The sequence below is a fragment of the Streptomyces sp. XM4193 genome (assembly GCF_023072595.1).
GTDB lineage: Bacteria > Actinomycetota > Actinomycetes > Streptomycetales > Streptomycetaceae > Streptomyces.
The window spans coordinates 394,021-416,875 of record NZ_JALLGK010000004.1; the positions used below are offsets into that span (position 1 = coordinate 394,021).

Here is a 22,855-nt window from a genome sequence, read left to right on the forward strand (position 1 = left end):
CGTTCAGACCCCATGTGTGTTCCTCCCATACGCGGCTTCACCTGCGGTTCGTAGCCGAGGCGCGGTCGGATTGGTCGTGCGGCGAATTCGCCCCCCCCGGACCCGGTCCGCGCACGATGCCACGCGGCCGCCCCCGCGACACCGCGGCACGCACAGGGCCGCCGGGGACGCGGGCACACGGAACGATTGCGCCCGGCGGGAACACACAGTACGAGGGCGCACCGGGAGGCGGGGCGAGGGGGACGGGGGTGCGCCCGGCGGCACACGGGGCCGCGCCCCGCGGCGGACGGGCCCGCGAGCGTGCCGGTGCGCACGGAGGCGGGCGGCCGACCGCCTCAGGCAGCGCGGTACAGGGCGTCTATCTCGTGCTCGTAGGCCTTCTCGATCGCCCGGCGTCTGAGCTTGAGCGAAGGGGTCAACAGCCCCTGCTCCTCGGTGAACCGCTGGCCCAGTATGCGAAAGGTGCGGATCGATTCGGTCCTGGAGACCTGGGTGTTGGCCGCGACCACGGCACGGCGGATCTCGCGCTCCAGCCCGGCGTCGTTGACCAGGTCGGCGGGCGAGGGGGCGGGGCGCTCCTGCATCGCCAGCCAGTGGGCCACCGCGTCGGGGTCCAGCGTGACCAGCGCGGCGAGGAAGGGGCGGTCGTTGCCGACGACCACGCACTGGGCGACCAGCGGATGGCTGCGCACCCGGTCCTCCAGCACCGTGGGGGAGAGGGTCTTTCCGCCGGACGTGACGAGGATGTCCTTCTTGCGGCCGGTCAGCGTGAGGTAGCCGTCCTCGCTGAGCTCGCCCAGGTCGCCGGTGGCCAGCCAGCCGTCCTTCAACACCTGCGCGGTGGCCGCCGGATCGCGCAGATAGCCGGCGAAGACCTGCCCGCCGCGCACCAGGATCTCGCCGTCCTCGGCGATGCGGACCGTCGTGCCCGGAATCGGCCGGCCCACGGTGCCGAAGCGCGTCTGCTCGGGCGGGTTGGTGGTGACGGTGGAGGTGGCCTCGGTCAGTCCGTAGCCCTCGAAGATCCGCAACCCCGCGGCGTCGTAGAAGAGCGCGAGGCGGCGGTCCATCGAGGAGCCGCCGGACACCGCGTACCGCAGCCGGCCGCCGAGCGCCTCCCGCAGCCTGGCGTAGACCAGGCGGTCCATCAGCTGGTGCTGCATGCGCAGCTTCGCCCCCGGCCCCGGGCCCTCGCCGAAGGCCTTGCGCTCCACCGCCTCGGCGTACCGCACTGCCACGTCCACGGCCTTGTCGAACGCGTCGGCCTGGCCCTCGAGTTCGGCCGCGCGGCGACTGCCGTCGAAGATCCGCTCGAAGAGGTGGGGGACGGCGAGGATGTACGTCGGCCGAAACGTCCGCAGATCGGGCAGCAGGGCCTCCGCGTTGAGCTCCGGCTGGTGGCCGATGCGGACTCCGGCGCGCAGCGCGGCGACCTGGACCATCCGCCCGTAGACATGGGCGAGGGGGAGGAAGAGCAGCGTCGAGGGAGGCTGCTTGAGGCCCGAGCTGAAGAGCGGCCGACAGAAGGCGCTCACGTTGTCGCACTCCGACATGAAGTGCGAGTGGGTCAGCACGCACCCCTTGGGACGGCCGTCGGTGCCCGAGGTGTAGACGATCGTCGCCACGGTGTCCGGGGTGAGCGCCATCCGGTGGCGGTGGACCACTTCGCTGTCGATGCGCTCCCCGGCTGCCCGCAGCTGCTCCTCGGCACCGGCGTCCAGCTGCCACAGCCGCTTGAGCAGCGGGAGTTGACCGATCGCGGCGCCGACGGTCATGGCGTGGTCCTCGGACTCCACCACCGCGGCGGTGACGTCCGCGTCGGAGAACATCCACACCACCTGCTCCGAGGAGGCCGTGGGATGGACCGGCACCGACTGGGCGCCGACGGTCCACAGCGCGTAGTCGAAGAGAGTCCACTCGTAGCGCGTCCTGGACATGATCGCCACGCGGTCGCCGAACCGGACGCCCTCGGCCAACAGCCCCTTCGCGACGGCCAGGACCTCGTCGCGGAACTGTGCCGCGGTCACATCCCGCCAGACCCCGTCGCGGTCCTTGCGTGCGAGCGCCACCTGTCCGGGGTCCTTCTCGGCACGTTCGAAGACCGAGTCGGCCAGGCCCCCCGACTGCGGGACGGTCGTCAGCGGCGGGGCGGTGAACTCACGCACGGTTGCTCTCTCCCTCACAACGCTGTGCTGTGGTGCACACACAGCCTGCTGACGTTAACCGATCAAGTCGGAGTCGGGAAGGCGGTCGCCGGGCAACGACCGTTGCGGGGCCCGGGATTCGGGCCGACCGGTCGAGCCCTTCGCGGGATCTCCACATGCGGGCCTCCTCGTTCCGTTCCGGTCCGGCGGGTGCCCGGTCCCTGTCCGCAGCATGCCCCGGGTACGTGCCGGAGATAACACCGCGGGGAGCGGCGACGGTCCTGCGCCCCGTGATTCAGTGTTCTCCATGCGCCGCCTGGTACGACTGCTCGACCCGTTCCTCGTCCTGCTCCTCGCCACGGTCGTACTGGCGGCCCTGCTCCCGGTCGGTGGAAGCGCCGAGGAGGTCGCCTCTCTCGCCGCGAAGATCGCGATCGGGTTGCTGTTCTTCCTCTACGGCGCGCGGCTGTCCACCCGGGAGGCGGTGGACGGGCTGCGCCACTGGCGGCTCCATCTGGCCGTGGTCTGCGCGACGTTCGTCCTCTTCCCGCTGCTCGGGCTCGCCGCCAGGGGCCTGGTGCCGCACGTGCTCACCGAGGAACTGTGGATGGGGCTCCTCTTCCTGTGCATCGTGCCCTCCACCGTGCAGTCCTCCATCGCCTTCACCTCGCTCGCGCGCGGCAACGTGCCCGGCGCCATCTGCGCCGCGACGTACTCCAGCATGCTGGGCATCGTGCTGACCCCGCTGCTCGCGGCGCTGCTGATCCGCACCGAGGTGGCGGGGTTCTCCGCCGACGTCATGCTGGGCATCGGCGCCCAGCTGCTCGCCCCCTTCGTCGCGGGCCAGCTGCTGCGGCGCTGGATCGGGGACTTCCTCGCCCGCCACCGCAGCCTGCTCTCCCGCGCCGACCGCGGCTCGATTCTGCTGGTGGTCTACGTCGCGTTCAGCCAGGGCATGAACGAGGGCGTCTGGAGCGCGGTCTCCCCGTGGCGGCTGGTCGGGCTCTTCGGCGCGGAGACGGTGCTGCTGGCGCTGATGCTGAGCTTCCTCTGGTACGCCGGCCGAAAGGTCGGGTTCGCCACCGAGGACCGGATCACCCTGCTCTTCGCCGGCTCCAAGAAGTCGCTGGCCGCCGGACTGCCCATGGCCGCCGTGCTGTTCGGCGCCCAGGCGTCGCTGGCCGTGCTGCCGCTGATGCTCTTCCACCAGCTCCAGCTGATGGTGTGCGCCGTGATCGCCAGACGGTTCGGCCGCCGGGCCGAGCGCGCGGAGGCGGCGGCCGACGCGGCGGCGGCCGAGGCGACACGGACGGAGGCCGCCCCGGACGTCCCGGGTTCGGGGGACGCGCCGGACGTCCCGGACCAGGAGGCCGCCCCGGACGTCCCGCACCCGGGGGACGCGCCGGACGACTCCGGTTCGGGGGGTTCCCCGGGCCCGTCCGGCGCCACGGCTGCGGACGACCCGTCGTCCGGCCCGGACGATCAGAGCGGCGGGTCGCCGGGGGCGGGCCTGCGGAACTCGTAGAAGTTCGGCGTCGTCGCGAGCGCACGCACCCCGTCCCACAACCGCCCCGCCGCCTCACCGCGAGGCACCGGGGCGACCACGGGCCCGAACAGGGCGTGCCGCTCCCCGTCCTCCTCCGTGATCGCCAGCACCGGCGTTCCGACGCGGTTTCCGACCAGAGCCACGGCCTGTGCGTGCGAAGCGCGCAGCGGCTCCTCGTACGCGGTCGTCCACGCCGTGTCGGCGAGGTCCGTCGGCAGGCCGGCGGCGGCCAGCGGGGCCTCGAACCCGGGCCACTCGCCCCGCACCAGGGCCTGTTCTCCGTACGCGGTGTGGAAGCGGCTGAGGGCCTGCTCGCCGTGCAGTTCGGCGATGGCCGCGCACAGCCGTGCGGGCCCCCACAGATACCCCTCGGTGTCGCCCTCGGGGTCCTCGTCGAGGTGTTCGTTGAGGATCGACAGGCTCATCACGTGCCAGTGCAGCTCCAACTCCCGTACCTCGGCGGCCTCCAGCAGCCAGCGGGAGGCGGTCCAGCTGTAGGGGCACGACGGGTCGAACCAGAAATCGGCGATCGGCACGGGCTGCTCCTCGGTCAATTCGGCGTGGTGGCGTCGGGCTCGGACGGGGCGGAAGCGGAATCCGGCCGGGACGTCGGGGCGGTGGCGTCGCGGGGGGAGGGGAGCGCGAACCGGTCCTCGCCGGCGTAGAGGTTCATCGAGGTGCCGCGCACGAATCCGGCGAGCCCGAGCCCGGTCTCCTCGGCCAGCTCCACGGCCAGCGCCGACGGCGCGGAGACCGCCGCCAGCACCGGGATTCCGGCCATCACGGCCTTCTGCGCCAGCTCGAAGGAGGCGCGGCCGGAGACCATCAGCACAGTGTGCGCCAAGGGCAGCCGGTCCTCCTGGAGGGCGCGGCCCACCAGCTTGTCGACGGCGTTGTGGCGCCCCACGTCCTCGGCGACGTCCACCAGTTCGCCGTCGAAGCGGAAGAGCGCGGCGGCGTGCAGTCCGCCGGTGCGGTCGAACACCCGCTGCCGGGAACGGAGTCGGTCCGGCAGCTCGGCGAGGGTGTCGGTGGAGAGCCGGTCCCCGCCGGCGGGCGGCAGCGGCCAGCGGCTGCGGGTGCGCACCGCGTCCAGCGACGCCTTGCCGCAGAGCCCGCAGGAGGAGGAGGTGTAGACGTTGCGCTCCAGGCTCACGTCCGGCAGCGGGACTTCGGGCGCCAGCCGTACGTCCACGGTGTTGTACGTGTTGTACGGAACGTCCCCGTCCATGGCGGTGCCGGCGCAGTAGGCGACACCACTGAGCTCGGAGTGCCGCGCCAGTACGCCCTCGCTCACCAGGAAGCCGACCGCGAGCGCGAAGTCCTCGCCCGGAGTGCGCATCGTGATGGCGAGCGGCCTGCCGCCCAGCCTGATCTCCATCGGCTCCTCGGCGACGAGCGTGTCGGGGCGGCGGCTGACCGAGCCCCCGCGGATCCGGGTGACCGGGCGCCGTACGGTGACGCGTCCCATGTGGACTCCTGCAACTGGTCGGGGCGAGGTGCCTGCCCATTGTCCCGCCGCCGCGTCCGCTCCGACTCCGTCCACCGCCCGGCGCGACGCCCGGGGGCACCCGAACGACAGACCCCGCTGCCCGCCGCCCGGGTCCGCGCCGGGCAGCGGCGCTCACCCACCGATCCGGCAGGGACCGACGGACAGGCCCTACGCTGCCGCCATGAGCGATGCGGTGACCAGCAATCCGGCGCCCCTGGCCGTCTTCGACCTGGACGGCACTCTCTGCGACACCCGGCACCGACTCCACTTCCTGGAGTCGCGGCCGAAGGACTGGGCGGCCTTCTTCCGAGCCGCCCGGCAGGACCCGCCGCTGCCCGAGGGGGTGCGGCTCGCGCGCGAGTGGGCCCGGGAGTGCGAGCTGGGGTACGTCACGGGTCGGCCCGAGCGCTGTCGCCGCGACACCGAGCGCTGGCTGGCCGAGCAGGGCCTGCCGGCGGGCGAGCTCTGGATGCGGGAGAACCGGGACTTCCGCCCCGCGAGGGTGGCCAAGCTCGTTCTGCTGCGGTCGCTGGCCGAGCGCCGCCGGGTGCGAGTGGTGGTCGACGACGATGTGCGGGTCTGCGAGGCGTACGAGGAGGCCGGCTTCACCGTCGTGCGCGCGGACTGGATGGGACCGGCCGGGGAGTTGGGCGAGGCGCAGGAGCAGGGGCGCACCTGAGGCCGCCGGTCGGGCGCGGCTCCGCCGGCGGAGGGGCCGGGTCCGGGCGGTGGCGTCCGTGGTGGTGGGGCGGGTGCGGGCGTACCGGTTGGTAGGAGACGGCCCGATTGCTGCGCGTCACATCTTTGTCCTTTCAGGAGAAGAAGTTTGGCTATGTGCTGTCAAAGTTCTTCCCAGTCCAGCTGAGCGCTGCTACGTTCCCTGGTGAAAGCCCGCCCCACGGCGGGATGTTGAGCATCGCCACGGTCGTAGCGGCCGGTCGCCGGCACCAGTCCGTCGCGACCGCCGGACGGTACGGGGCACGGGTTCCCCACCTCAGGCCGGGGAAGGAGGGCAGGGTGAGACGTATGACGGCACGACCTGCCAACCCTCACCAGGCAAGACTGCTGCGGCTGTTGCGCGACGGCGGGCCGAGTTCCCGGGCGCAGCTGGGGGACCGGGTCGAGCTCTCCCGGTCCAAGCTGGCCGTCGAGGTGGACCGCCTGCTGGAGACCGGGCTGATCGTCGCCGACGGACTGGCCGCCTCCCGCGGCGGACGCCGCTCGCACAACGTACGGATCGCGCCCGGGCTGCGTTTTCTGGCCATCGACATCGGTGCCACCTCGATCGATGTCGCGGTGACCAACGCGGAGTTGGAGATCCTCGGCCACCTCAACCAGCCCATGGACGTGCGCGAGGGGCCGGTCGCCGTTTTCGAGCAGGCGCTCGCCATGGCCAGAAAGCTCCAGGACGACGGCCTGGCGGGCCAGTTCGACGGTGCCGGGGTCGGTGTTCCGGGCCCGGTCCGCTACCCCGAGGGCGTTCCGGTCGCGCCGCCGATCATGCCCGGCTGGGACGGGTTCCCGGTGCGCGAGGCGCTGAGCCAGGAGCTCGGCTGCCCGGTCATGGTCGACAACGACGTGAACCTGATGGCCATGGGGGAGCAGCAGGCCGGAGTCGCCCGCAGCGTCAGCGACTTCATCTGCGTCAAGATCGGCACCGGTATCGGCTGCGGCATCGTGGTCGGCGGCCAGGTCTACCGGGGCACCACCGGCAGCGCCGGCGACATCGGCCACATCCGGGCCGAGCCGGACGGCAGGCCGTGCGCCTGCGGCAACACCGGCTGCCTGGAGGCCTACTTCAGCGGTGCGGCCCTGGCCAGGGACGCGGAGATCGCGGCCACCGAGGGCGGCTCGCCGGAGCTCGCCAGTCGACTGGCCGCGGCCGGCACCCTGACCTCGGTCGACGTCGCCGCGGCGGCAGCGGCCGGCGACGCCGCCAGTCTGGAGCTCATCCGGGCCGGCGGTGCGCGCACCGGACAGGTGCTGGCCGGGCTCGTCAGCTTCTTCAACCCCGGTCTGGTGATCATCGGCGGTGGGGTGACGGGCCTCGGCCACAACCTCCTCGCCAGCATCCGTACCCAGGTCTACCGCCAGTCGCTGCCGCTTGCGACCGGCAACCTGCCCATCGTGCTGGGGGAGTTGGGTGCCGCCGCCGGGGTCACCGGCGCGGCGCGGCTGATCAGCGACCACGTCTTCTCCTCCGCCTGACCTCTCCCGCGACAGCTCTTCCGCCCCGCACAGCCGCAGCACAGGCACCGCACATCCGCACCACCGCACAAGCACCACCCGCACCACCTGCACCACCGCACCCGCACCACCGCACACGCAAGGCCCGTATCCCGCCCGCAACATCCTGACATTTCGTCAACTCGTCCCGGTCCCCGAGCGGTTGACACGCACGAGCCGCTTCCGCGTACCCGCGCCCGCACCGCGATCAGTCCTGCCCGCACACCGGCGCACACACTGCCCAGGAGGCCAGCCATGGCTCCCCCGCCCAAGGATTCACCCCCCGAGTCGCCGCCCGTCCAGGAGCCGCCCTCCGCACCGCCACCGGACGCCTCCGGCAGGCAGGGCGAGCGGCCCTCCCGGGTGCCGCCGGTGCTCACCATGACCGGCATCACCAAGTCCTTCCCCGGTGTACGCGCGCTGGACGGCGTCGATCTGGAGGTCGCGCCCGGTGAGGTGCACTGCCTGCTGGGACAGAACGGCGCGGGCAAGTCCACGCTGATCAAGGTCCTGGCCGGCGCCCACCAGCCGGACGACGGAGAGATCACCTGGCAGGGCGCCCCGGTCACGCTCAGCTCGCCGAGCGCCGCCACGGCCAAGGGGATCGCCACCATCTACCAGGAACTCGACCTGGTGCCCCATCTGTCGGTGGCCGAGAACGTCCACCTGGGCCACGAGCTGGCGACCGCGGGCTTCATCCGGGCGCGCGAGGCCGAGCGGGCGACCCGTTCGCTGCTGAGCCGCCTCGGGCACCCGGAGATCAGCCCGCGCGCCCTGGTGGGCGAACTCTCCGCCGCCGGGCAGCAGATCGTCTCGATGGCCAGGGCCCTCTCCCACGAGGTGCGGCTGATCGTGATGGACGAGCCCTCCGCGGTGCTCGACCCGGACGAGGTGGAGAACCTCTTCCGCATCGTCGCCGAGCTGACCGCGGACGGCGTCGCCGTCATCTACATCTCCCACCGCCTGGAGGAGATCCGCCGCATCGGCGACCGGGTCACCGTGCTCAAGGACGGGCGCGCGGTCGCCGGCGGTCTGCCCGCGCAGTCCACCGCCACCCGGGACATCGTCGCGCTGATGACCGGCCGCGACGTGGAGTACTCCTTCCCGCGCCGCACCGAGCCGCTCGACGAGAGCGCCGAACCCGTGCTGCGGGTCGAAGGGCTCGCCCGGCGCGGCGAGTTCGAGCCGGTGGACCTGGTGGTGCGGCCCGGCGAGATCGTGGGCCTGGCCGGACTGGTCGGCTCCGGCCGGTCGGAGATCCTGGAGACGGTCTACGGCGCGCGCAGGCCGACCGCCGGACGGGTCGTGCTGGACGGGAAGCCGCTGCGCACCGGCAGCGTGGTGGCGGCCGTGAAGGCCGGCCTGGGGCTCGCCCCCGAGGAGCGCAAGGCCCAGGGCCTGCTGATGATGGAGTCGGTCACCCGCAACGTCACGCTCTCCTCGCTGCCCCGTTTCTCCACCGGCGGCTGGCTGGACCGCGAGGGCGAACGCACGGCCGCCCGCGCGCGCACCGGGGAGCTCGCGCTCCACCCCAACGACCCCGAACGCGCCGTGCGCACCTTCTCCGGCGGCAACCAGCAGAAGGCCGTACTGGCCCGCTGGCTGCTGCGCGGCTGCCGGGTGCTGCTGCTCGACGAGCCCACCAGGGGCGTCGACGTCGGTGCGCGTTCCGAGCTGTACGCGCTCATCCGCCAGCTGGCCGACCAGGGCGTCGCCGTCCTGCTCGTCTCCAGCGAACTGCCCGAGGTGCTCGGGCTCGCCGACCGGGTGCTCGTCCTGCGCGAGGGCCGCGTCGTCCACACCGCACCCGCGGAGCAACTCGACGAGTCCAGGGTGCTCGATCTCGTCATGGAAGGCTCGCCAGAGCCGGAAGGCAGGCCCTAAGTGTTGAACTCCCCGCCCTCCCTCAGCAAGACAGACCCAGCGGGGCCGCCGACGAGCAGCGCGGCCCGGCCCGCGCTCCCCGGCTGGGTGGACCTGCGCACGCTCGCACTGCTGGGCGTGCTCGCGATCCTCGTACTGGTCGGCGCGCTCACCAAGCCCGACCAGTTCCTGAGCACCGGCAACCTCCAACTGATCCTGACCCAGGCGTCGGTGATCGGCGTGGTGACGGTCGGCATCACCTTCGTGATCATCGGCGGCGGCATCGATCTGTCCGTCGGGGCGATGGTGGCGCTCGCCTCGGTCTGGGCGACCACGCTGGCCACCCAGGACTTCGGCTTCGGCGGCATGCTGATGTGCGCCGTCCTGGTCGGCCTGGGCGCCGGACTGATCAACGGGGTGCTCATCGCCTACGGGCCGATGGTCCCCTTCATCGCCACCCTCGCCATGATGGCCTCCGCGCGCGGTCTCTCGCTCCAGCTCAGCGAGGGCAAGACCCAGATGGTGACCGTCGACTCGGTCCTCAGCCTCGGTGAGCGGGACGCCTACGTCCTCGGCATACCCCCGCTGGTGCTGGTCTTCGCGGTGGTGACGGTGCTCGGCTGGCTGCTGCTCAACCGTACGACCTTCGGCCGGCGCACCGTCGCGATCGGCGGCAACGCCGAGGCGGCCCGGCTGGCCGGTATCGCCGTCAAGCGCCAGCGCCTGATGCTCTACCTGCTGTCCGGGCTGTGCTGCGGCATCGCGGCGTTCATGCTGATCATCCTCACCGGCTCCGGCCAGAACACCAACGGCAACCTGTACGAGCTGGACGCCATCGCCGCGGCGATCATCGGCGGCACGCTGCTCTCCGGCGGTCGCGGCACCATCGTCGGCTCGGTGCTGGGCGTGCTGATCTTCACCACGATCACCAACCTCTTCGCGCTGAACAACCTGCAGAGCGCGCCGCAGCAGATCGCCAAGGGCGCGATCATCGTGGCCGCCGTACTGCTCCAGCGCAGGCTCAACCGCACGGACAACTAGCGCCGCGCCACCGGCCGGTGGACGAGTGCCACCACCGGCGCGACGGCCGGCGCCCGCGGCCCGAGAGCCACCCCGCACCATCCAGCCCCACCCAGAGGTTTCACCCGTTCGAAGCGGCAATCAGTGAAGGGTCGAAATGCCATGAAGTCGCTCAACTCAGCAGCGCAGGCGGTCAGTACGAGCCGCAGAAGACTCCTGTTCGGCGCCGCGGCGGCGTCCGCCGGCGCCATGCTGGTCGGCTGTACCAGCAACGAGAGCAACGACAGCAAGAGCGAGGACTCGGCCGCCCAGGTGGCCGACGACAAGCCCGGCAAGAAGGTCACCATCGGCTACGCCGGTCCGCAGGCCGACCACGGCTGGCTGAACGCGGTCAACGAGCAGGCGAAGGGCCGGGCGGAGAAGTACGAGGACGTCACGCTGGAGATGACGGAGGGCTCCAACGACAACGCCCAGCAGATCGGCCAGATCGAGACGCTGATCAACAAGAAGGTCGACGTACTGGTCATCCTGCCCTCGGACGGCAAGGCGCTGACCCAGGTGGGCCTGCGGGCGATGCGGGCCGGAATCCCGGTCGTCAACCTCGACCGCATCTTCGACAACCCCCAGGCGTACCGCTGCTACGTCGGCGGCGACAACTACGGCATGGGCCTCAACGCCGGCCGCTACATCGGCGAGCAGCTCAAGAAGAAGAAGAACGCCAAGGTCGTCGAGCTGGCCGGCGTCGACAACCTGGAGCTGACCCAGGATCGCACCAGGGGCTTCGACGACGCTCTGAAGAACTACCCGAACATCAAGAAGGTGGCCCGTCAGGCCGCCGAGTTCACGGTCGAGTCCGGGCAGTCGAAGATGGCCCAACTGCTGCGCGCCCAGCCGCAGTTCGACGCCCTGTGGAACCACGACGACGACCAGGGCGTGGGCGCCGAGCGCGCCATCGAGCAGGCCGGCCGGGACGAGTTCCTGATGGTCGGCGGCGCCGGTTCCAAGCACGCCATGGACGCCATCAAGGCGGACAAGGGCGTACTGAAGGCCACTGTGCTCTACCCGCCGACCATGGCCGCCTCCGCCATCGATCTGGCGCGCGCACTGGCCCAGGGCAAGGGCATCGGCGGGCTGGCGGAGTTCGAGATCCCGGCCTCGCTGACCCTCTACTCGGCCGTCGTGACCAAGGACAACGTCGACGAGTACATGCCGACCGGCTTCAACTGACAGGGGGACATCCGTGTCGACCACTTCGGGCGCTGTGACCACCAGCGCCGAGACCGACCGTGCCGCCGTCCAGCCCGGGAAGGAGGACGGCGAACCGCAGCCGTCCGAACTCCCGGTGCTGGGGGTCGGCATGGTCGGCTACTCCTTCATGGGTGCCGCCCACTCACAGGGGTGGCGCACCGCGGGGCGCGTCTTCGACCTGCCCCGCAAGCCGTACATGGCCGCCCTCTGCGGCCGGGATCCGGTCGCCGTGCAGCAGGCCGCCTCCCGGCTGGGCTGGGCCGCCACCGAGACCGACTGGCGCAAACTGATCACCCGTGACGACGTCTCGCTCGTCGACATCTGCACACCCGGCAACAGCCACGCGGAGATCGCCATCGCCGCACTGGAGGCCGGCAAGCACGTGCTGTGCGAGAAGCCGCTGGCCAACACGGTCGAGGAGGCGGAGGCGATGGTGGCCGCCGCCGAAGCCGCCCGTGCCCGTGGGCAGTTGGCGATGGTCGGCTTCAACTACCGCAGGGTGCCCGCGCTGGCACTGGCCCGGCAGATGGTCGCCGAGGGGCGCATCGGCACGCTGCGCCATCTGCGGGTGACCTACCTCCAGGACTGGCTGGTCGATCCCGAGTTCCCGCTGGCCTGGCGGCTGCGCAAGGAGGCCGCCGGTTCGGGGGCGCTCGGCGATCTCGGCGCGCACATCGTCGACCTCGGCCAGCACTTGGCGGGCGAGCTGCTCGCCGGTGTCTCGGCGCAGATCGCGACGTTCGTGACCGAGCGTCCGCTGCCCGAGGACCCGGCCGCCCGCGGCGCGGTCACGGTCGACGACGCGGCGGTGTTCACCGGTCGTTTCGCCTCGGGCGCGCTGGCCTCGTTCGAGGCGAGCCGAATGGCCGCGGGTCGCAAGAACTCGCTGCGCATCGAGCTCAACGGCGACCGGGGATCCCTCGCCTTCGACCTGGAGCGGCTCAACGAGCTCCAGTTCCACGACCAGACGGAACCGGCCAGCCACTCCGGCTTCCGCCGCATCCTGGTCACCGAGGAGCAGCACCCCTACCTCTCCGCCTGGTGGCCGCCGGGCCACGGTCTGGGGTACGAGCACACCTTCGTCCACCAGGCCTCGGACCTGGTGCGTGCCATCGCGGAGGAACGGCAGCCGCAGCCGTCCTTCGCCGACGGTCTCCAGGTCCAGCGGGTGCTGGCCGCGGTGGAGGAGAGTGCGCACAGCGACTGCGTCTACACCCCCCTCGTCCACGAGCCCGTCCAGTCCACCGAGCCCACAGCCGCCGCCGGCTAGTCACGGAGGTCCCATGCCCAGGTCATTCACCCTGTTCACCGGCCAGTGGGCCGACCTGCCCCTGGAGGAGGTCTGCGCGCACGCGCGCGACTTCGGCTACGACGGTCTGGAACTCGCCTGCTGGGGCGACCACTTCGAGGTCGACCGCGCACTGAACGAGCCCGGCTACATCCAGGGCAGGCACGAGCTGCTGGAGAAGTACGGGCTCAAGTGCTGGGCGATCTCCAACCATCTGGTCGGCCAGGCCGTCAGCGACGCCATCATCGACGAGCGCCACCGCCTCATCCTGCCCTCGCGCATCTGGGGCGACGGCGAGCCCGAGGGCGTGCGGCAGCGTGCGGCGGCGGAGATTGCCGACACCGCACGGGCGGCCGCTGCCTTCGGGGTGCGCACGGTGATCGGCTTCACCGGATCGCCGATCTGGCATCTGGTGGCGATGTTCCCGCCGGTGCCTCCGAAGATGATCGAGGACGGATACCAGGACTTCGCGGACCGCTGGAACCCGATCCTGGACGTCTTCGACGCCGAGGGCGTGCGGTTCGCCCACGAGGTCCACCCCGGCGAGATCGCGTACGACTACTGGACCACCCACCGCACCCTGGAGGCGGTCGGCCACCGCAGCGCGTTCGGCCTGAACTTCGACCCCAGCCACTTCGTCTGGCAGGACCTGGATCCCAGCGGCTTTCTCTGGGACTTCCGGGACCGCATCCTGCACGTCGACTGCAAGGAGGCACGCAGGCGCCTGGACGGCCGCAACGGCCGGCTCGGCTCCCACCTGCCCTGGGGCGACCCGCGCCGGGGCTGGGACTTCGTCTCCGCCGGCCACGGGGACGTCGCCTGGGAGGACGTGTTCCGCATGTTGCGCGCTATCGACTACCAGGGCCCGATCTCGGTGGAGTGGGAGGACGCCGGAATGGACCGGCTCGCCGGTGCGCCCGAGGCGCTGGCGAAGCTCAAGGCGTACGACTACGAGCCCCCGAGCGCCAGCTTCGACGCGGCCTTCGGGAGCGACTGACACCCGACTGACCCCGCCGCGGTCGTCAACGCCCCGCAGCTGAGCGGGTGTTGACGACCCGGTGTACGGCCGGCGAAAGCCCGGCAGACGTGATCTTCACGCTCTGCCGGGCTCGTTCCCATGCCCGAATCCCGCTTTGTCCTGATCGAGGATGAAGTCAACTTCCCATTTGTCAAAGGTCTTTCCGAACCAGACGATCACGGTTACGGTCCCATGGTGTGTACAGGAGCCGAGCGCCCCCTCACGCAACTCCCCCTGCTCGGCACCTCTTTCCGACACCGATCCGACCCCTCACCCCACCCCCGCCGGCCCGGCTCGCGAGCCCGGCCAGGAGCAGAAGCCCGGCGCGACGGCGCGCGCCTGTGTCAACCGCACCTCATGACCGCACAACCTCATGGAGGACACGCGTGCACAGGACACCCAAGAGGTTCCGCACCACGCTCGCGGCGTGCGCGAGCGCGCTGTTGATCGGCGGTGCCCTCGGCGCCGCCGGCCCGGCCGCCGCGCATCAGCCGTCCGACGGGCCCGACGCCCCCGACAACCCGGCTGCCGCCGAGTTCCAGCAGGTCACCCTCGCCAAGGGCGAGCCCGAGATGGGCGAGCCGATGACGATGGCGGTGACCCCCGACAGCTCGGTGATCCACACCTCCCGCGACGGCGCCGTACGCATCACCGACTCCGGCGGCACCACCAGCCTGGCCGGCCGCGTCGAGGTCTACGACCACGACGAGGAGGGCCTCCAGGGCATCGGCGTGGACCCGCAGTTCGAGGAGAACCGGGCCATCTACCTCTACTACGCGCCGAAGCTCGACACCCCCTCGGGCGACGCACCGGAGACCGGCGACGCCGCGGACTTCGAACCCTTCGACGGGGTGAACCGCCTCTCCCGCTTCACCCTCGACGAGAACAACAAGCTCGACCCGGACAGCGAGCAGACCGTCCTGGACGTGCCGGCCAACCGCGGCATCTGCTGCCACGTCGGCGGCGACATCGCCTTCGACGGCGACGGCAACCTGCTGCTCTCCACCGGCGACGACTCCAACCCCTTCCAGTCCGACGGCTACACCCCGATCGACGAGCGGGCCGACCGCAACCCCTCCTTCGACGCCCAGCGCTCCTCCGCCAACACCAACGACCTGCGCGGCAAGGTCCTGCGCATCAAGGTGGGCGAGGACGGCAGCTACGACATCCCGGAGGGCAACCTCTTCGCGGAGGGCACCGACAAGACCCGCCCCGAGATCTACGCGATGGGCTTCCGCAACCCCTTCCGGATGAGCGTCGACAAGCCCACCGGCACCGTCTACCTCGGTGACTACGGGCCCGACGCCGGCTCCGCCAGCGACTCCCGCGGACCCTCCGGCCAGGTCGAGTTCAACCGGATCACCGAGGCCGGCAACTACGGCTGGCCCTACTGCCACGGCGACAACGACGCCTACGTCGACTACGACTTCGCCGACCAGTCCTCGGGCGAGAAGTTCGACTGCGCCAACCCGGTCAACAACTCCCCGCACAACACCGGCCTGACCGAGCTGCCCGAGGCCAAGCCCGGCTGGATCAACTACGACGGCAACTCCGTGCCCGAGTTCGGCGACGGCTCCGAGTCCCCGATGGGCGGCCCGGTCTACCGCTACGACCCGGACAGCGGCTCCGACATCGCGCTGCCCGAGGAGTACGACGGCGACTTCTTCGCCGGCGAGTTCGGCCGGCAGTGGATCAAGCGCATCTCCCAGGACGACCAGGGCCAGGTCGAGTCCATCAACGACTTCCTCTGGGAAGGCACCCAGGTGATGGACATGGAGTTCGGCCCCGACGGCGCGCTCTACGTACTGGACTACGGCACCGGCTACTTCAACGGCGACGAGAACTCGGCGCTCTACCGCATCGAGAACGCCACCGACGGACACTCCCCGGTCGCCCGCGCCTCCGCCGACGTGACCAGCGGGCAGGGTCCGCTGGAGGTCGCCTTCTCCACCGAGGGCAGCGACGACGCCGACGGCGACGAGCTCACCTTCAGCTGGGACTTCGGCGACGGCGGCACCTCCGACGAGGCGAACCCCACGCACACGTACACCGAGGACGGCACCTACGTCGCCACCGTGACCGCCGAGGACACCACCGGCAAGACGGGCAGCGCCAGCGTCCACATCACGGTCGGCAACACCGCGCCCACCGTCGAGCTCAAGCTTCCCGCCGACGGCTCGCTCTTCAGCTTCGGCGACGAGATCCCCTTCGAGGTCGAGGTGACCGACCCCGAGGACGGCGAGATCGACTGCGAGAAGGTCAAGGTCACCTACGTCCTCGGCCACGACAGCCACGGCCACCCCATCACCTCGGCCAACGGCTGCTCGGGCACGATCAAGACCTCGGCCGACGGCGAGCACGACCCCAACGCCAACATCTTCGGAGTCTTCGACGCCGAGTACACCGACCAGGGCGCCGGTGAGCTGCCGCCGCTGACCACCCACGACCAGAACAAGCTCCAGCCCAAGCACCGCCAGGCCGAGCACTTCGACGCCTCCGAGGGCGCCTCCGTCGTCGAGAACGACGCGGCGGCCGGCGGAAAGGCCGTGGGCTCGATCGGCAACGGCGACTGGATCTCCTTCACCCCCTACCACCTGGCGGGCGTAACCGAGTTCAGCGCCGAGGTGGCCGCCGGGAGCGACGGCGGCGCGATCGAGATCAGGCTCGGCGGCGCCGACGGCGAGCTGCTCGGCACCGTCGACGTACCGGCGACCGGCGGCAGCGGCACCTTCGAGGAAGTGAGCACCGCGATCACCGCACCCGAGGACCCGTCGGCGGAGGACACCCTCCACCTGGTCTTCACCGGGGGCGAGGGCGACGACCTCTTCCAGGTCGACGACTTCACCCTGACCACCGACTGACGCACGGGAAGCAGGAGCAGCCATGGTGAAGAGCACCCGCCTGGCCGCGGCAGCGGCCGTCCTCGCACTGGGGACGGCCGCCCTGCCCGCGCAGGCCCAACCGAACGAGGCGAGCGGCACCACCGGCGAGCAGGCCGAGTCGACGGTCCTGGTCTTCTCCAAGACCGCGGGCTTCCGCCACGACTCCATCCCCGACGGCATCGCCGCGATCCAGGAGCTCGGCGCCGAGCACGGCTTCGCGGTCGAGGACACCGAGGACGCGGCGGACTTCACCGCCGAGAACCTCGCCCGGTACCAGGCCGTGGTCTTCCTCTCCACGACCGGCGACGTGCTGAACGAGGAGCAGCAGAACGCCTTCGAGGGCTACGTCGAGGACGGCGGCGGCTACGTCGGCGTCCACGCCGCGGCCGACACCGAGTACGACTGGCCGTTCTACGGCGGCCTGGTCGGCGCGTACTTCGACTCCCACCCGCACATCCAGTCCGCGCAGATCAACGTCGAGGACCACGACCACCCCGCCACCGCCCATCTCGACCCCACCTGGGAGCGGACGGACGAGTGGTACAACTACGGCACCAACCCCCGCGACCGCGCCAAGGTGCTGGCGACTCTCGACGAGAGCTCGTACCAGGGCGGGAACATGGGCGAGGACCACCCCATCTCCTGGTGCCAGCCCTACGAGGGCGGTCGCGCCTTCTACACCGGCGGCGGCCACACCAAGGAGTCCTTCACCGAGCCGGCGTTCCGCCAACACCTCCTCGGCGGCATCCAGTACGCCACCGGCGAGAAGGAAGCCGACTGCTCCCCGGACGGCGCCGAGGAGGAGTGGAAGCAGCTCTTCGACGGCACCGGCACCGACGGCTGGAAGCAGGCCGGGCCGGGCTCGTTCGTCCTGGACGAGGGGGAGAAGACCCTCACGTCCGTGGGCGGCATGGGACTGCTCTGGTACGAGGCCCAGGAGTTCGGCGCGTACTCCCTCAAGCTCGACTGGCGGATGGCCGGAGACGACAACTCCGGTGTCTTCGTGGGCTTCCCGGCGAGCGACGACCCGATGGACGCGGTCAACCAGGGCTACGAGATCCAGATCGACGCCACGGACGCCGAGGACCGCACCACCGGTGCGATCTACGGCTTCCAGTCCGCCGACATCGAAGCCCGCGACGCCGCACTGAACCCGCCGGGGGAGTGGAACAGCTACGAGATCCGGGTAGAGGAGGACCGGATCCAGATTTGGCTCAACGACATCAAGATCAACGACTTCACCAGCACCGACCCCGACCGTGACCTGACACGCGGACACATTGGCATCCAGAACCACGGCGACGAGGACGAGGTCGCCTTCCGCGACATCCGCATCCAGGACCTCGGCGACCCGACAGACCCCACGGACCCGACAGACCCCACGGAGCCCCAAGACCCCACGGCCCCCAAAGAGCCCACGGCCCACACCGACTCCACCGACCGTGAACCCCGAGTCGGCCGGGGCGACTGAGCAGGCATCCGTCGAGGACGTACGACGGCTGCCACGACCGGTCACCCGCAGGCCCGAGGGGGGCCGCGGCTGACCACCGCGGCGGGGAGGAGATCGCCGACTCCTCCCCGCCGCTCCACCCGTCCCACCCCGCACCACCCAGAGCAACCAGCGGCCCGTACGACCCCCTTGGAGACCCACGTGAGTGAGCGAAACCACGACGTGACAGCGCACGACGCCCCGCAGCCCGACAGCGGCGAGCGGTCGCCGGGCGACCGACCACGCACCGGGGTGTGGCTGATCGGAGCCAGGGGCTCGGTCGCCACCACCACCATCGTGGGCTGCGCCGCCCTCGCCGCCGGTCTCCAGCCGCCGACCGGACTCCTCACCGAGACCCCGGTGTTCGCCGACAGCGCCCTGCCGCCGCTGTCCGACCTCCTGTTCGGCGGTCACGACACCGCCTGCACCCCGCTGCCCAAGCGCGCCGAGGAGCTGGTCGGCGCCGGGGTGCTCGCCCACGGACTGCCCACCGCGGTCGCCGCCGAACTGGCCGCCGTCGAACGCCGAATACGCCCGGGCGGTCCCGAGCGAGGCGACACCCGCACCACCGAGGAACTCATCGAGCGCTTCGCCGCCGACCTGACCGACTTCACCCGCGACAACGGCCTGGAGCGGACCGTCGTCGTCAATGTGGCCAGCACCGAACCGGCCGCCGCCCAGGGGCAGTTGCCGCCCAGCTCGCTGTACGCCGCCGCGGCCCTGCGCGCCGGCTGCGGATACGTCAACTTCACCCCGTCCACCGGGCTGCACCACCCCGACCTGCAGGACACCGCCCGCGCCGCCGAGGTGCCGTACGCCGGCCGCGACGGCAAGACCGGCCAGACGCTGCTGCGTTCGGTGCTGGCGCCGATGTTCCGCAGCCGTGCGCTGACCGTGCGCGCCTGGTCCGGCACCAACCTCCTGGGCGGCGGCGACGGCGCGGCACTCGCCGATCCGGCCGCGGCCGCGGCCAAGAACGCCGGCAAGGAGCGCGTACTGGCCGAGAACCTCCCCGAGGTCCCCGAGGGCGAGGTGCACATCGACGACGTGCCCGCGCTCGGCGACTGGAAGACCGCCTGGGACCACATCGCCTTCGACGGCTTCCTCGGCTCCCGGATGATCCTCCAGACCATCTGGCAGGGCTGCGACTCCGCGCTCGCCGCGCCGCTCGTACTGGACCTCGCGCGCATCCTCGCCCGCGCCGACGCCCTCGGGCTGCGCGGACCCGTCGACGGGCTCGGCTTCTACTTCAAGGACCCGGACAGCGGGCCCGCCGATCTCGCCGGCCAGGAGCGGGAGTTGGCGCAGCTGGCCGAGCGTCTGGCGGACCGCGCATGAGCGCCCGGGACTGGGCGTCGCTGCTGCGGGTGTCGGCGGTCTTCAGCGTCCCCGGCGACGCGCTGGTCGGCGCCACCGCCACCGGCGGCCCGCCGCGCGCCCGTACCGCGCTGGCCGCCGCCGCCTCGCTCTGCCTCTACGAGGCGGGCATGACGCTCAACGACTGGGCGGACCGCAGGATCGACGCGGTCGAGCGACCCGACCGCCCGATCCCGGCCGGCCGCATCAGCCCCGCCGCGGCGCTCGGCGCCTCGGTCGGCCTGACCGCTGCGGGCCTGGGCTTCGCGGCGGCGGCCGGCCGGCCCGCGCTGCGCACCGCGAGCGCACTGGCGGCGAGCGTCTGGGCGTACGACCTGTGGCTGAAGAACACCCCGGCCGGGCCCGCCGCGATGGCCTCCGCGCGCACCCTGGACGTGCTGCTCGGCGCCGCCGCCACCCGCCCCGCCGAGATGGCCAGAGCCCTCCCCGCGGCCGGAGTGCTCGGCGCGCACACGCTCGCGGTGACCACGGTCTCGCGCGAGGAGGTGGGGGGCGGCTCCTCGCTCGCTCCGCTGACGGCGCTGGCCACCACCGCCGCCGTCACCGGTCACCTCACCGGCCTGCGTCCGCCGCGCACCACCACCGAGGCGACCGCCGCAGGAGGCGCGGCGCTCTACGCGACCACCTGCGGACGCGGCTACACCCACGCCGCCCTCAACCCCTCACCGCCGCTGCTGCAACGAGCCGTCGGCGGCGGCATCCGCGCGATGATCCCGCTGCAGGCGTCCCTGGCCGCCCGCGCCGGTGCCGTGACCACCGCCCTGCCGCTGCTGGCCCTGCTGCCGCTGGCCCGCCGCGTATCCCGAAAGGTCAGCCCCACATGAGCAGCCTCAGACTGGCCTACGGCACCAACGGCCTCACCGACCTCAGGCTCGGCGATCTCGTCGTCATGCTCTCCGACCTCGGCTACGACGGGGTGGCGCTGACGCTGGACCACATGCACTTCGACCCGCTCGCGCCCGGACTGGCCTTCCGCACCCGGCAGTTGGCGGACACCCTGGACCGCTACGGCCTCGGCGTCACGGTGGAGACCGGCGCCCGCTACCTGCTCGACCCGCGCCGCAAGCACCACCCCACCCTCGTCGAGGCGGACCCGCTGGCGCGCGCCACCCGGGTCGCGCTGCTGGAGACCGCCGTACAGATCGCCTCCGACCTCGGCGCGCACGCCGTGCACTGCTTCAGCGGTGTGCTGCCCGAGGGCTCCACCGAGGAGGAGGGCTGGAAACGGCTGCGGCACAGCTTCGAGCAGATCCTGGAGAGCGCCCGGCGGCGCGGCACACCGCTGGCCGTCGAGCCCGAGCCCGGCCATCTCCTCGGCGACCTGGCCGGATTCCACCGGCTCCGCGAGGAGTTGGGCGATCCGGCGGAGCTGGGCCTGACCCTGGACATCGGGCACTGCCAGTGCCTGGAGCCCCTTGCGCCCGAGGTGTGCGTCGAACAGAGCGCGCCGTGGCTGCGGCACGTCCAGATCGAGGACATGCGCCGCGGCGTGCACGAGCACCTTCCCTTCGGCCAGGGCGAGATCGACTTTTCACCGGTGCTCACCGCGCTGGCCGACGCCGGCTACCGCGGCCTGGTCTCGGTCGAGCTGCCCAGGGACTCCCACGCCGGTCCTGCGCTCGCGGAGCAGTCCCTCCACTTCCTCAAGGCGGCCCAGCGGTGACCGCGGCCGACCGCGACCGGCTCGGCGCGCTCCGGTCCGAGCTCGACGAACGTGCCCAGGACTGGTTCGAGCGCGCGCTCGCCGAGCCGGACCGACTGGAGATCTCCTTCGCCGCGGCGAAACGGGCCTGCGGTGCGCCGCACGCCGTACGGGTGCGGGTCGCGCTGCTCGTCGAGCACCGCCCGCCGGCCGAGCGCCTGGCCGAGCTCTACCGGCGCGGCAACGCCGCCGAACGCCTCGCCGTACTGGAGGCCCTGCCCGAACTGCCCCCGGACACCGACGGGTCGGAGCTGGTGCACGACGCGCTGCGCACCAACGACCCGCGGCTGGTCGCCGCCGCGCTGGGACCCTACGGCGCCCGCTGCCTCGCGCCGCACGACTGGCGCCAGGCCGTCCTCAAGTGCCTCTTCGTCGGAATCCCGCTGGCCGAGGTGCACGACCTCGCCGCCCGCGCCGCCGGAGACGACGAACTGGCCCGGATGCTGCGGGACTTCGCCGCCGAGCGCACCGCCGCGGGCCGCACCGTGCCCGAGGACCTGCACCGGCTGCTGGAACTCGCCGCGCACCCCGTCCCGGCGCACCCGGCCCCCGACCATCCCGCCACCGGTCGGCCCGTCGCGGACCACTCGGTCACCGACCACCCCGCCACCGGCCGCTCCACGACCGCCCCGTCCCTCGTGGACGGCCCCGCAGCCCCCCAACCGACAGCCCCCGGCGAGCAGCGCCCCACCGGCCAGGAGATCTGATGCGCATCTTCGACCCGCACATCCACATGACCTCCCGCACCACCGACGACTACCGGGCGATGTACGACGCCGGGGTGCGCGCCGTGGTCGAACCCTCCTTCTGGCTGGGTCAGCCGCGCACCCATCCCGCCAGCTTCTACGACTACTTCGACGCCCTCCTGGGCTGGGAGCCCTTCCGCGCGGCCCAGTACGGCATCGCCCACCACTGCACCATCGCGCTCAACCCCAAGGAGGCCGGCGACCCCCGCTGCCTCCCGGTGCTGGAGGAGCTGCCGCGCTATCTGGCCAAGGACGGGGTCGTCGCCGTCGGAGAGATCGGCTACGACTCCATGACACCGGCCGAGGACCGCGCGCTCGCCGCCCAGCTGCAGATGGCCGTCGACCACGAGCTGCCGGCCATGGTCCACACCCCGCACCGCGACAAGGCCGCCGGCCTCGCCCGCACCCTGGACGTAGTGCGGGAGTCCGACCTGCCCATCGAGCACGTACTGATCGACCATCTCAACGAGACCACCGTCGCCGCCGCCACCGACTCCGGCTGCTGGCGCGGCTTCTCCATCTACCCCGACACCAAGATGGACCCCGACCGCATGGTGGCGCTGCTGCGCTCCCACGGCACCGAGCGCGTCCTGGTCAACTCCGCCGCGGACTGGGGAAACAGCGACCCGCTCACCCCGCGGCGCGTCGGCGAGGCGATGCTCGCGGCCGGCTTCACCGAGGACGACGTGGACCTCGTCCTGTGGCGCAACCCGGTGGAGTTCTACGGCCTCAGCGGCCGTCTGGAACTGGACGCGGCCGAGCCCGCCGCACCCACCCACGAGGGCAACTCCGTGCTGCGCGGCGGGGAGTGAGC

The 22,855-nt window shown here is 71.8% G+C and carries 18 protein-coding genes; 15 read left to right on the forward strand and 3 right to left on the reverse strand.

The genetic code is table 11. The features are described from left to right. Nucleotides 1-335 precede the first annotated feature (335 nt). Nucleotides 336-2,165, reverse strand: a complete 1,830-nt coding sequence (locus MTQ01_RS14720; RefSeq protein ID WP_247490494.1) for an AMP-dependent synthetase/ligase — start codon at nucleotides 2,163-2,165, stop codon at nucleotides 336-338. Nucleotides 2,166-2,451: 286 nt separating this feature from the next. Between MTQ01_RS14720 and MTQ01_RS14725 the strand changes: the two genes are divergently transcribed. Next, on the forward strand, nucleotides 2,452-3,669 hold the full coding sequence (locus tag MTQ01_RS14725; protein WP_247490496.1) for a bile acid:sodium symporter family protein: 1,218 nt from the start codon (nucleotides 2,452-2,454) through the stop codon (nucleotides 3,667-3,669). On the opposite strand, the gene MTQ01_RS14730 is transcribed toward MTQ01_RS14725, so the two are convergent. Further along, nucleotides 3,627-4,226 carry a DsbA family protein gene (locus tag MTQ01_RS14730; protein WP_247490499.1) on the reverse strand — a complete coding sequence of 200 codons (600 nt, stop codon included), beginning with the start codon at nucleotides 4,224-4,226 and terminating at the stop codon, nucleotides 3,627-3,629. The two genes, MTQ01_RS14725 and MTQ01_RS14730, sit on opposite strands and share 43 nt — an antisense overlap. A 14-nt stretch (nucleotides 4,227-4,240) precedes the next feature. After that, a complete protein-coding gene (fdhD, locus tag MTQ01_RS14735; RefSeq protein WP_247490501.1) occupies nucleotides 4,241-5,161 on the reverse strand; it encodes a formate dehydrogenase accessory sulfurtransferase FdhD in 921 nt (306 codons plus the stop codon). A 202-nt stretch (nucleotides 5,162-5,363) separates the two neighbouring features. Here fdhD and MTQ01_RS14740 point away from each other — a divergent pair, with 202 nt between their 5' ends. The 14 genes from MTQ01_RS14740 to MTQ01_RS14805 all read left to right on the forward strand — a co-directional run bounded on the left by MTQ01_RS14740 (nucleotide 5,364) and on the right by MTQ01_RS14805 (nucleotide 22,853). Continuing rightward, nucleotides 5,364-5,861 (forward strand): hypothetical protein, encoded by a 498-nt coding sequence (locus MTQ01_RS14740; protein ID WP_247490502.1) that lies wholly within the window; start codon nucleotides 5,364-5,366, stop codon nucleotides 5,859-5,861. Between the two features lie 347 nt (nucleotides 5,862-6,208). Then, on the forward strand, nucleotides 6,209-7,390 hold the full coding sequence (locus MTQ01_RS14745) for an ROK family transcriptional regulator (protein ID WP_247490504.1): 1,182 nt from the start codon (nucleotides 6,209-6,211) through the stop codon (nucleotides 7,388-7,390). 399 nt (nucleotides 7,391-7,789) lie between these two features. Then, complete coding sequence (locus MTQ01_RS14750; protein WP_247490711.1) at nucleotides 7,790-9,292, forward strand: sugar ABC transporter ATP-binding protein; 1,503 nt, start codon at nucleotides 7,790-7,792, stop codon at nucleotides 9,290-9,292. Next, the gene (locus tag MTQ01_RS14755; protein ID WP_211041754.1) at nucleotides 9,293-10,312 is read left to right on the forward strand and encodes an ABC transporter permease; all 1,020 of its coding nucleotides are present in this window, start codon (nucleotides 9,293-9,295) and stop codon (nucleotides 10,310-10,312) included. A 141-nt stretch (nucleotides 10,313-10,453) separates the two neighbouring features. After that, nucleotides 10,454-11,518 (forward strand): substrate-binding domain-containing protein, encoded by a 1,065-nt coding sequence (locus MTQ01_RS14760; protein WP_247490506.1) that lies wholly within the window; start codon nucleotides 10,454-10,456, stop codon nucleotides 11,516-11,518. Between the two features lie 130 nt (nucleotides 11,519-11,648). Next, nucleotides 11,649-12,809 (forward strand): Gfo/Idh/MocA family protein, encoded by a 1,161-nt coding sequence (locus tag MTQ01_RS14765; protein ID WP_247490713.1) that lies wholly within the window; start codon nucleotides 11,649-11,651, stop codon nucleotides 12,807-12,809. Nucleotides 12,810-12,822: 13 nt separating this feature from the next. Continuing rightward, entirely contained in the window at nucleotides 12,823-13,824 is a 1,002-nt protein-coding gene (locus tag MTQ01_RS14770; RefSeq protein ID WP_247490508.1) for a sugar phosphate isomerase/epimerase, read from the forward strand. A gap of 407 nt (nucleotides 13,825-14,231) precedes the next feature. Then, complete coding sequence (locus tag MTQ01_RS14775; protein ID WP_247490510.1) at nucleotides 14,232-16,706, forward strand: PQQ-dependent sugar dehydrogenase; 2,475 nt, start codon at nucleotides 14,232-14,234, stop codon at nucleotides 16,704-16,706. Nucleotides 16,707-16,728: 22 nt separating this feature from the next. Further along, nucleotides 16,729-18,198, forward strand: coding sequence for a ThuA domain-containing protein (locus MTQ01_RS14780; protein ID WP_247490512.1), 1,470 nt, complete (start codon nucleotides 16,729-16,731; stop codon nucleotides 18,196-18,198). A gap of 201 nt (nucleotides 18,199-18,399) precedes the next feature. After that, nucleotides 18,400-19,554 (forward strand): inositol-3-phosphate synthase, encoded by a 1,155-nt coding sequence (locus MTQ01_RS14785; RefSeq protein WP_247490714.1) that lies wholly within the window; start codon nucleotides 18,400-18,402, stop codon nucleotides 19,552-19,554. After that, nucleotides 19,551-20,417 carry an SCO3242 family prenyltransferase gene (locus MTQ01_RS14790; RefSeq protein ID WP_247490514.1) on the forward strand — a complete coding sequence of 289 codons (867 nt, stop codon included), beginning with the start codon at nucleotides 19,551-19,553 and terminating at the stop codon, nucleotides 20,415-20,417. The genes MTQ01_RS14785 and MTQ01_RS14790 overlap by 4 nt, the downstream gene beginning before the upstream one ends. Continuing rightward, the gene (locus tag MTQ01_RS14795) at nucleotides 20,414-21,256 is read left to right on the forward strand and encodes a sugar phosphate isomerase/epimerase (RefSeq protein WP_247490516.1); all 843 of its coding nucleotides are present in this window, start codon (nucleotides 20,414-20,416) and stop codon (nucleotides 21,254-21,256) included. Before MTQ01_RS14790 ends, MTQ01_RS14795 begins: the two co-directional genes overlap by 4 nt. Further along, the gene (locus MTQ01_RS14800) at nucleotides 21,253-22,002 is read left to right on the forward strand and encodes an EboA domain-containing protein (RefSeq protein ID WP_247490518.1); all 750 of its coding nucleotides are present in this window, start codon (nucleotides 21,253-21,255) and stop codon (nucleotides 22,000-22,002) included. The genes MTQ01_RS14795 and MTQ01_RS14800 overlap by 4 nt, the downstream gene beginning before the upstream one ends. Further along, a complete protein-coding gene (locus MTQ01_RS14805) occupies nucleotides 22,002-22,853 on the forward strand; it encodes a TatD family hydrolase (protein ID WP_247490520.1) in 852 nt (283 codons plus the stop codon). The genes MTQ01_RS14800 and MTQ01_RS14805 overlap by 1 nt, the downstream gene beginning before the upstream one ends. Nucleotides 22,854-22,855: the final 2 nt, after the last annotated feature.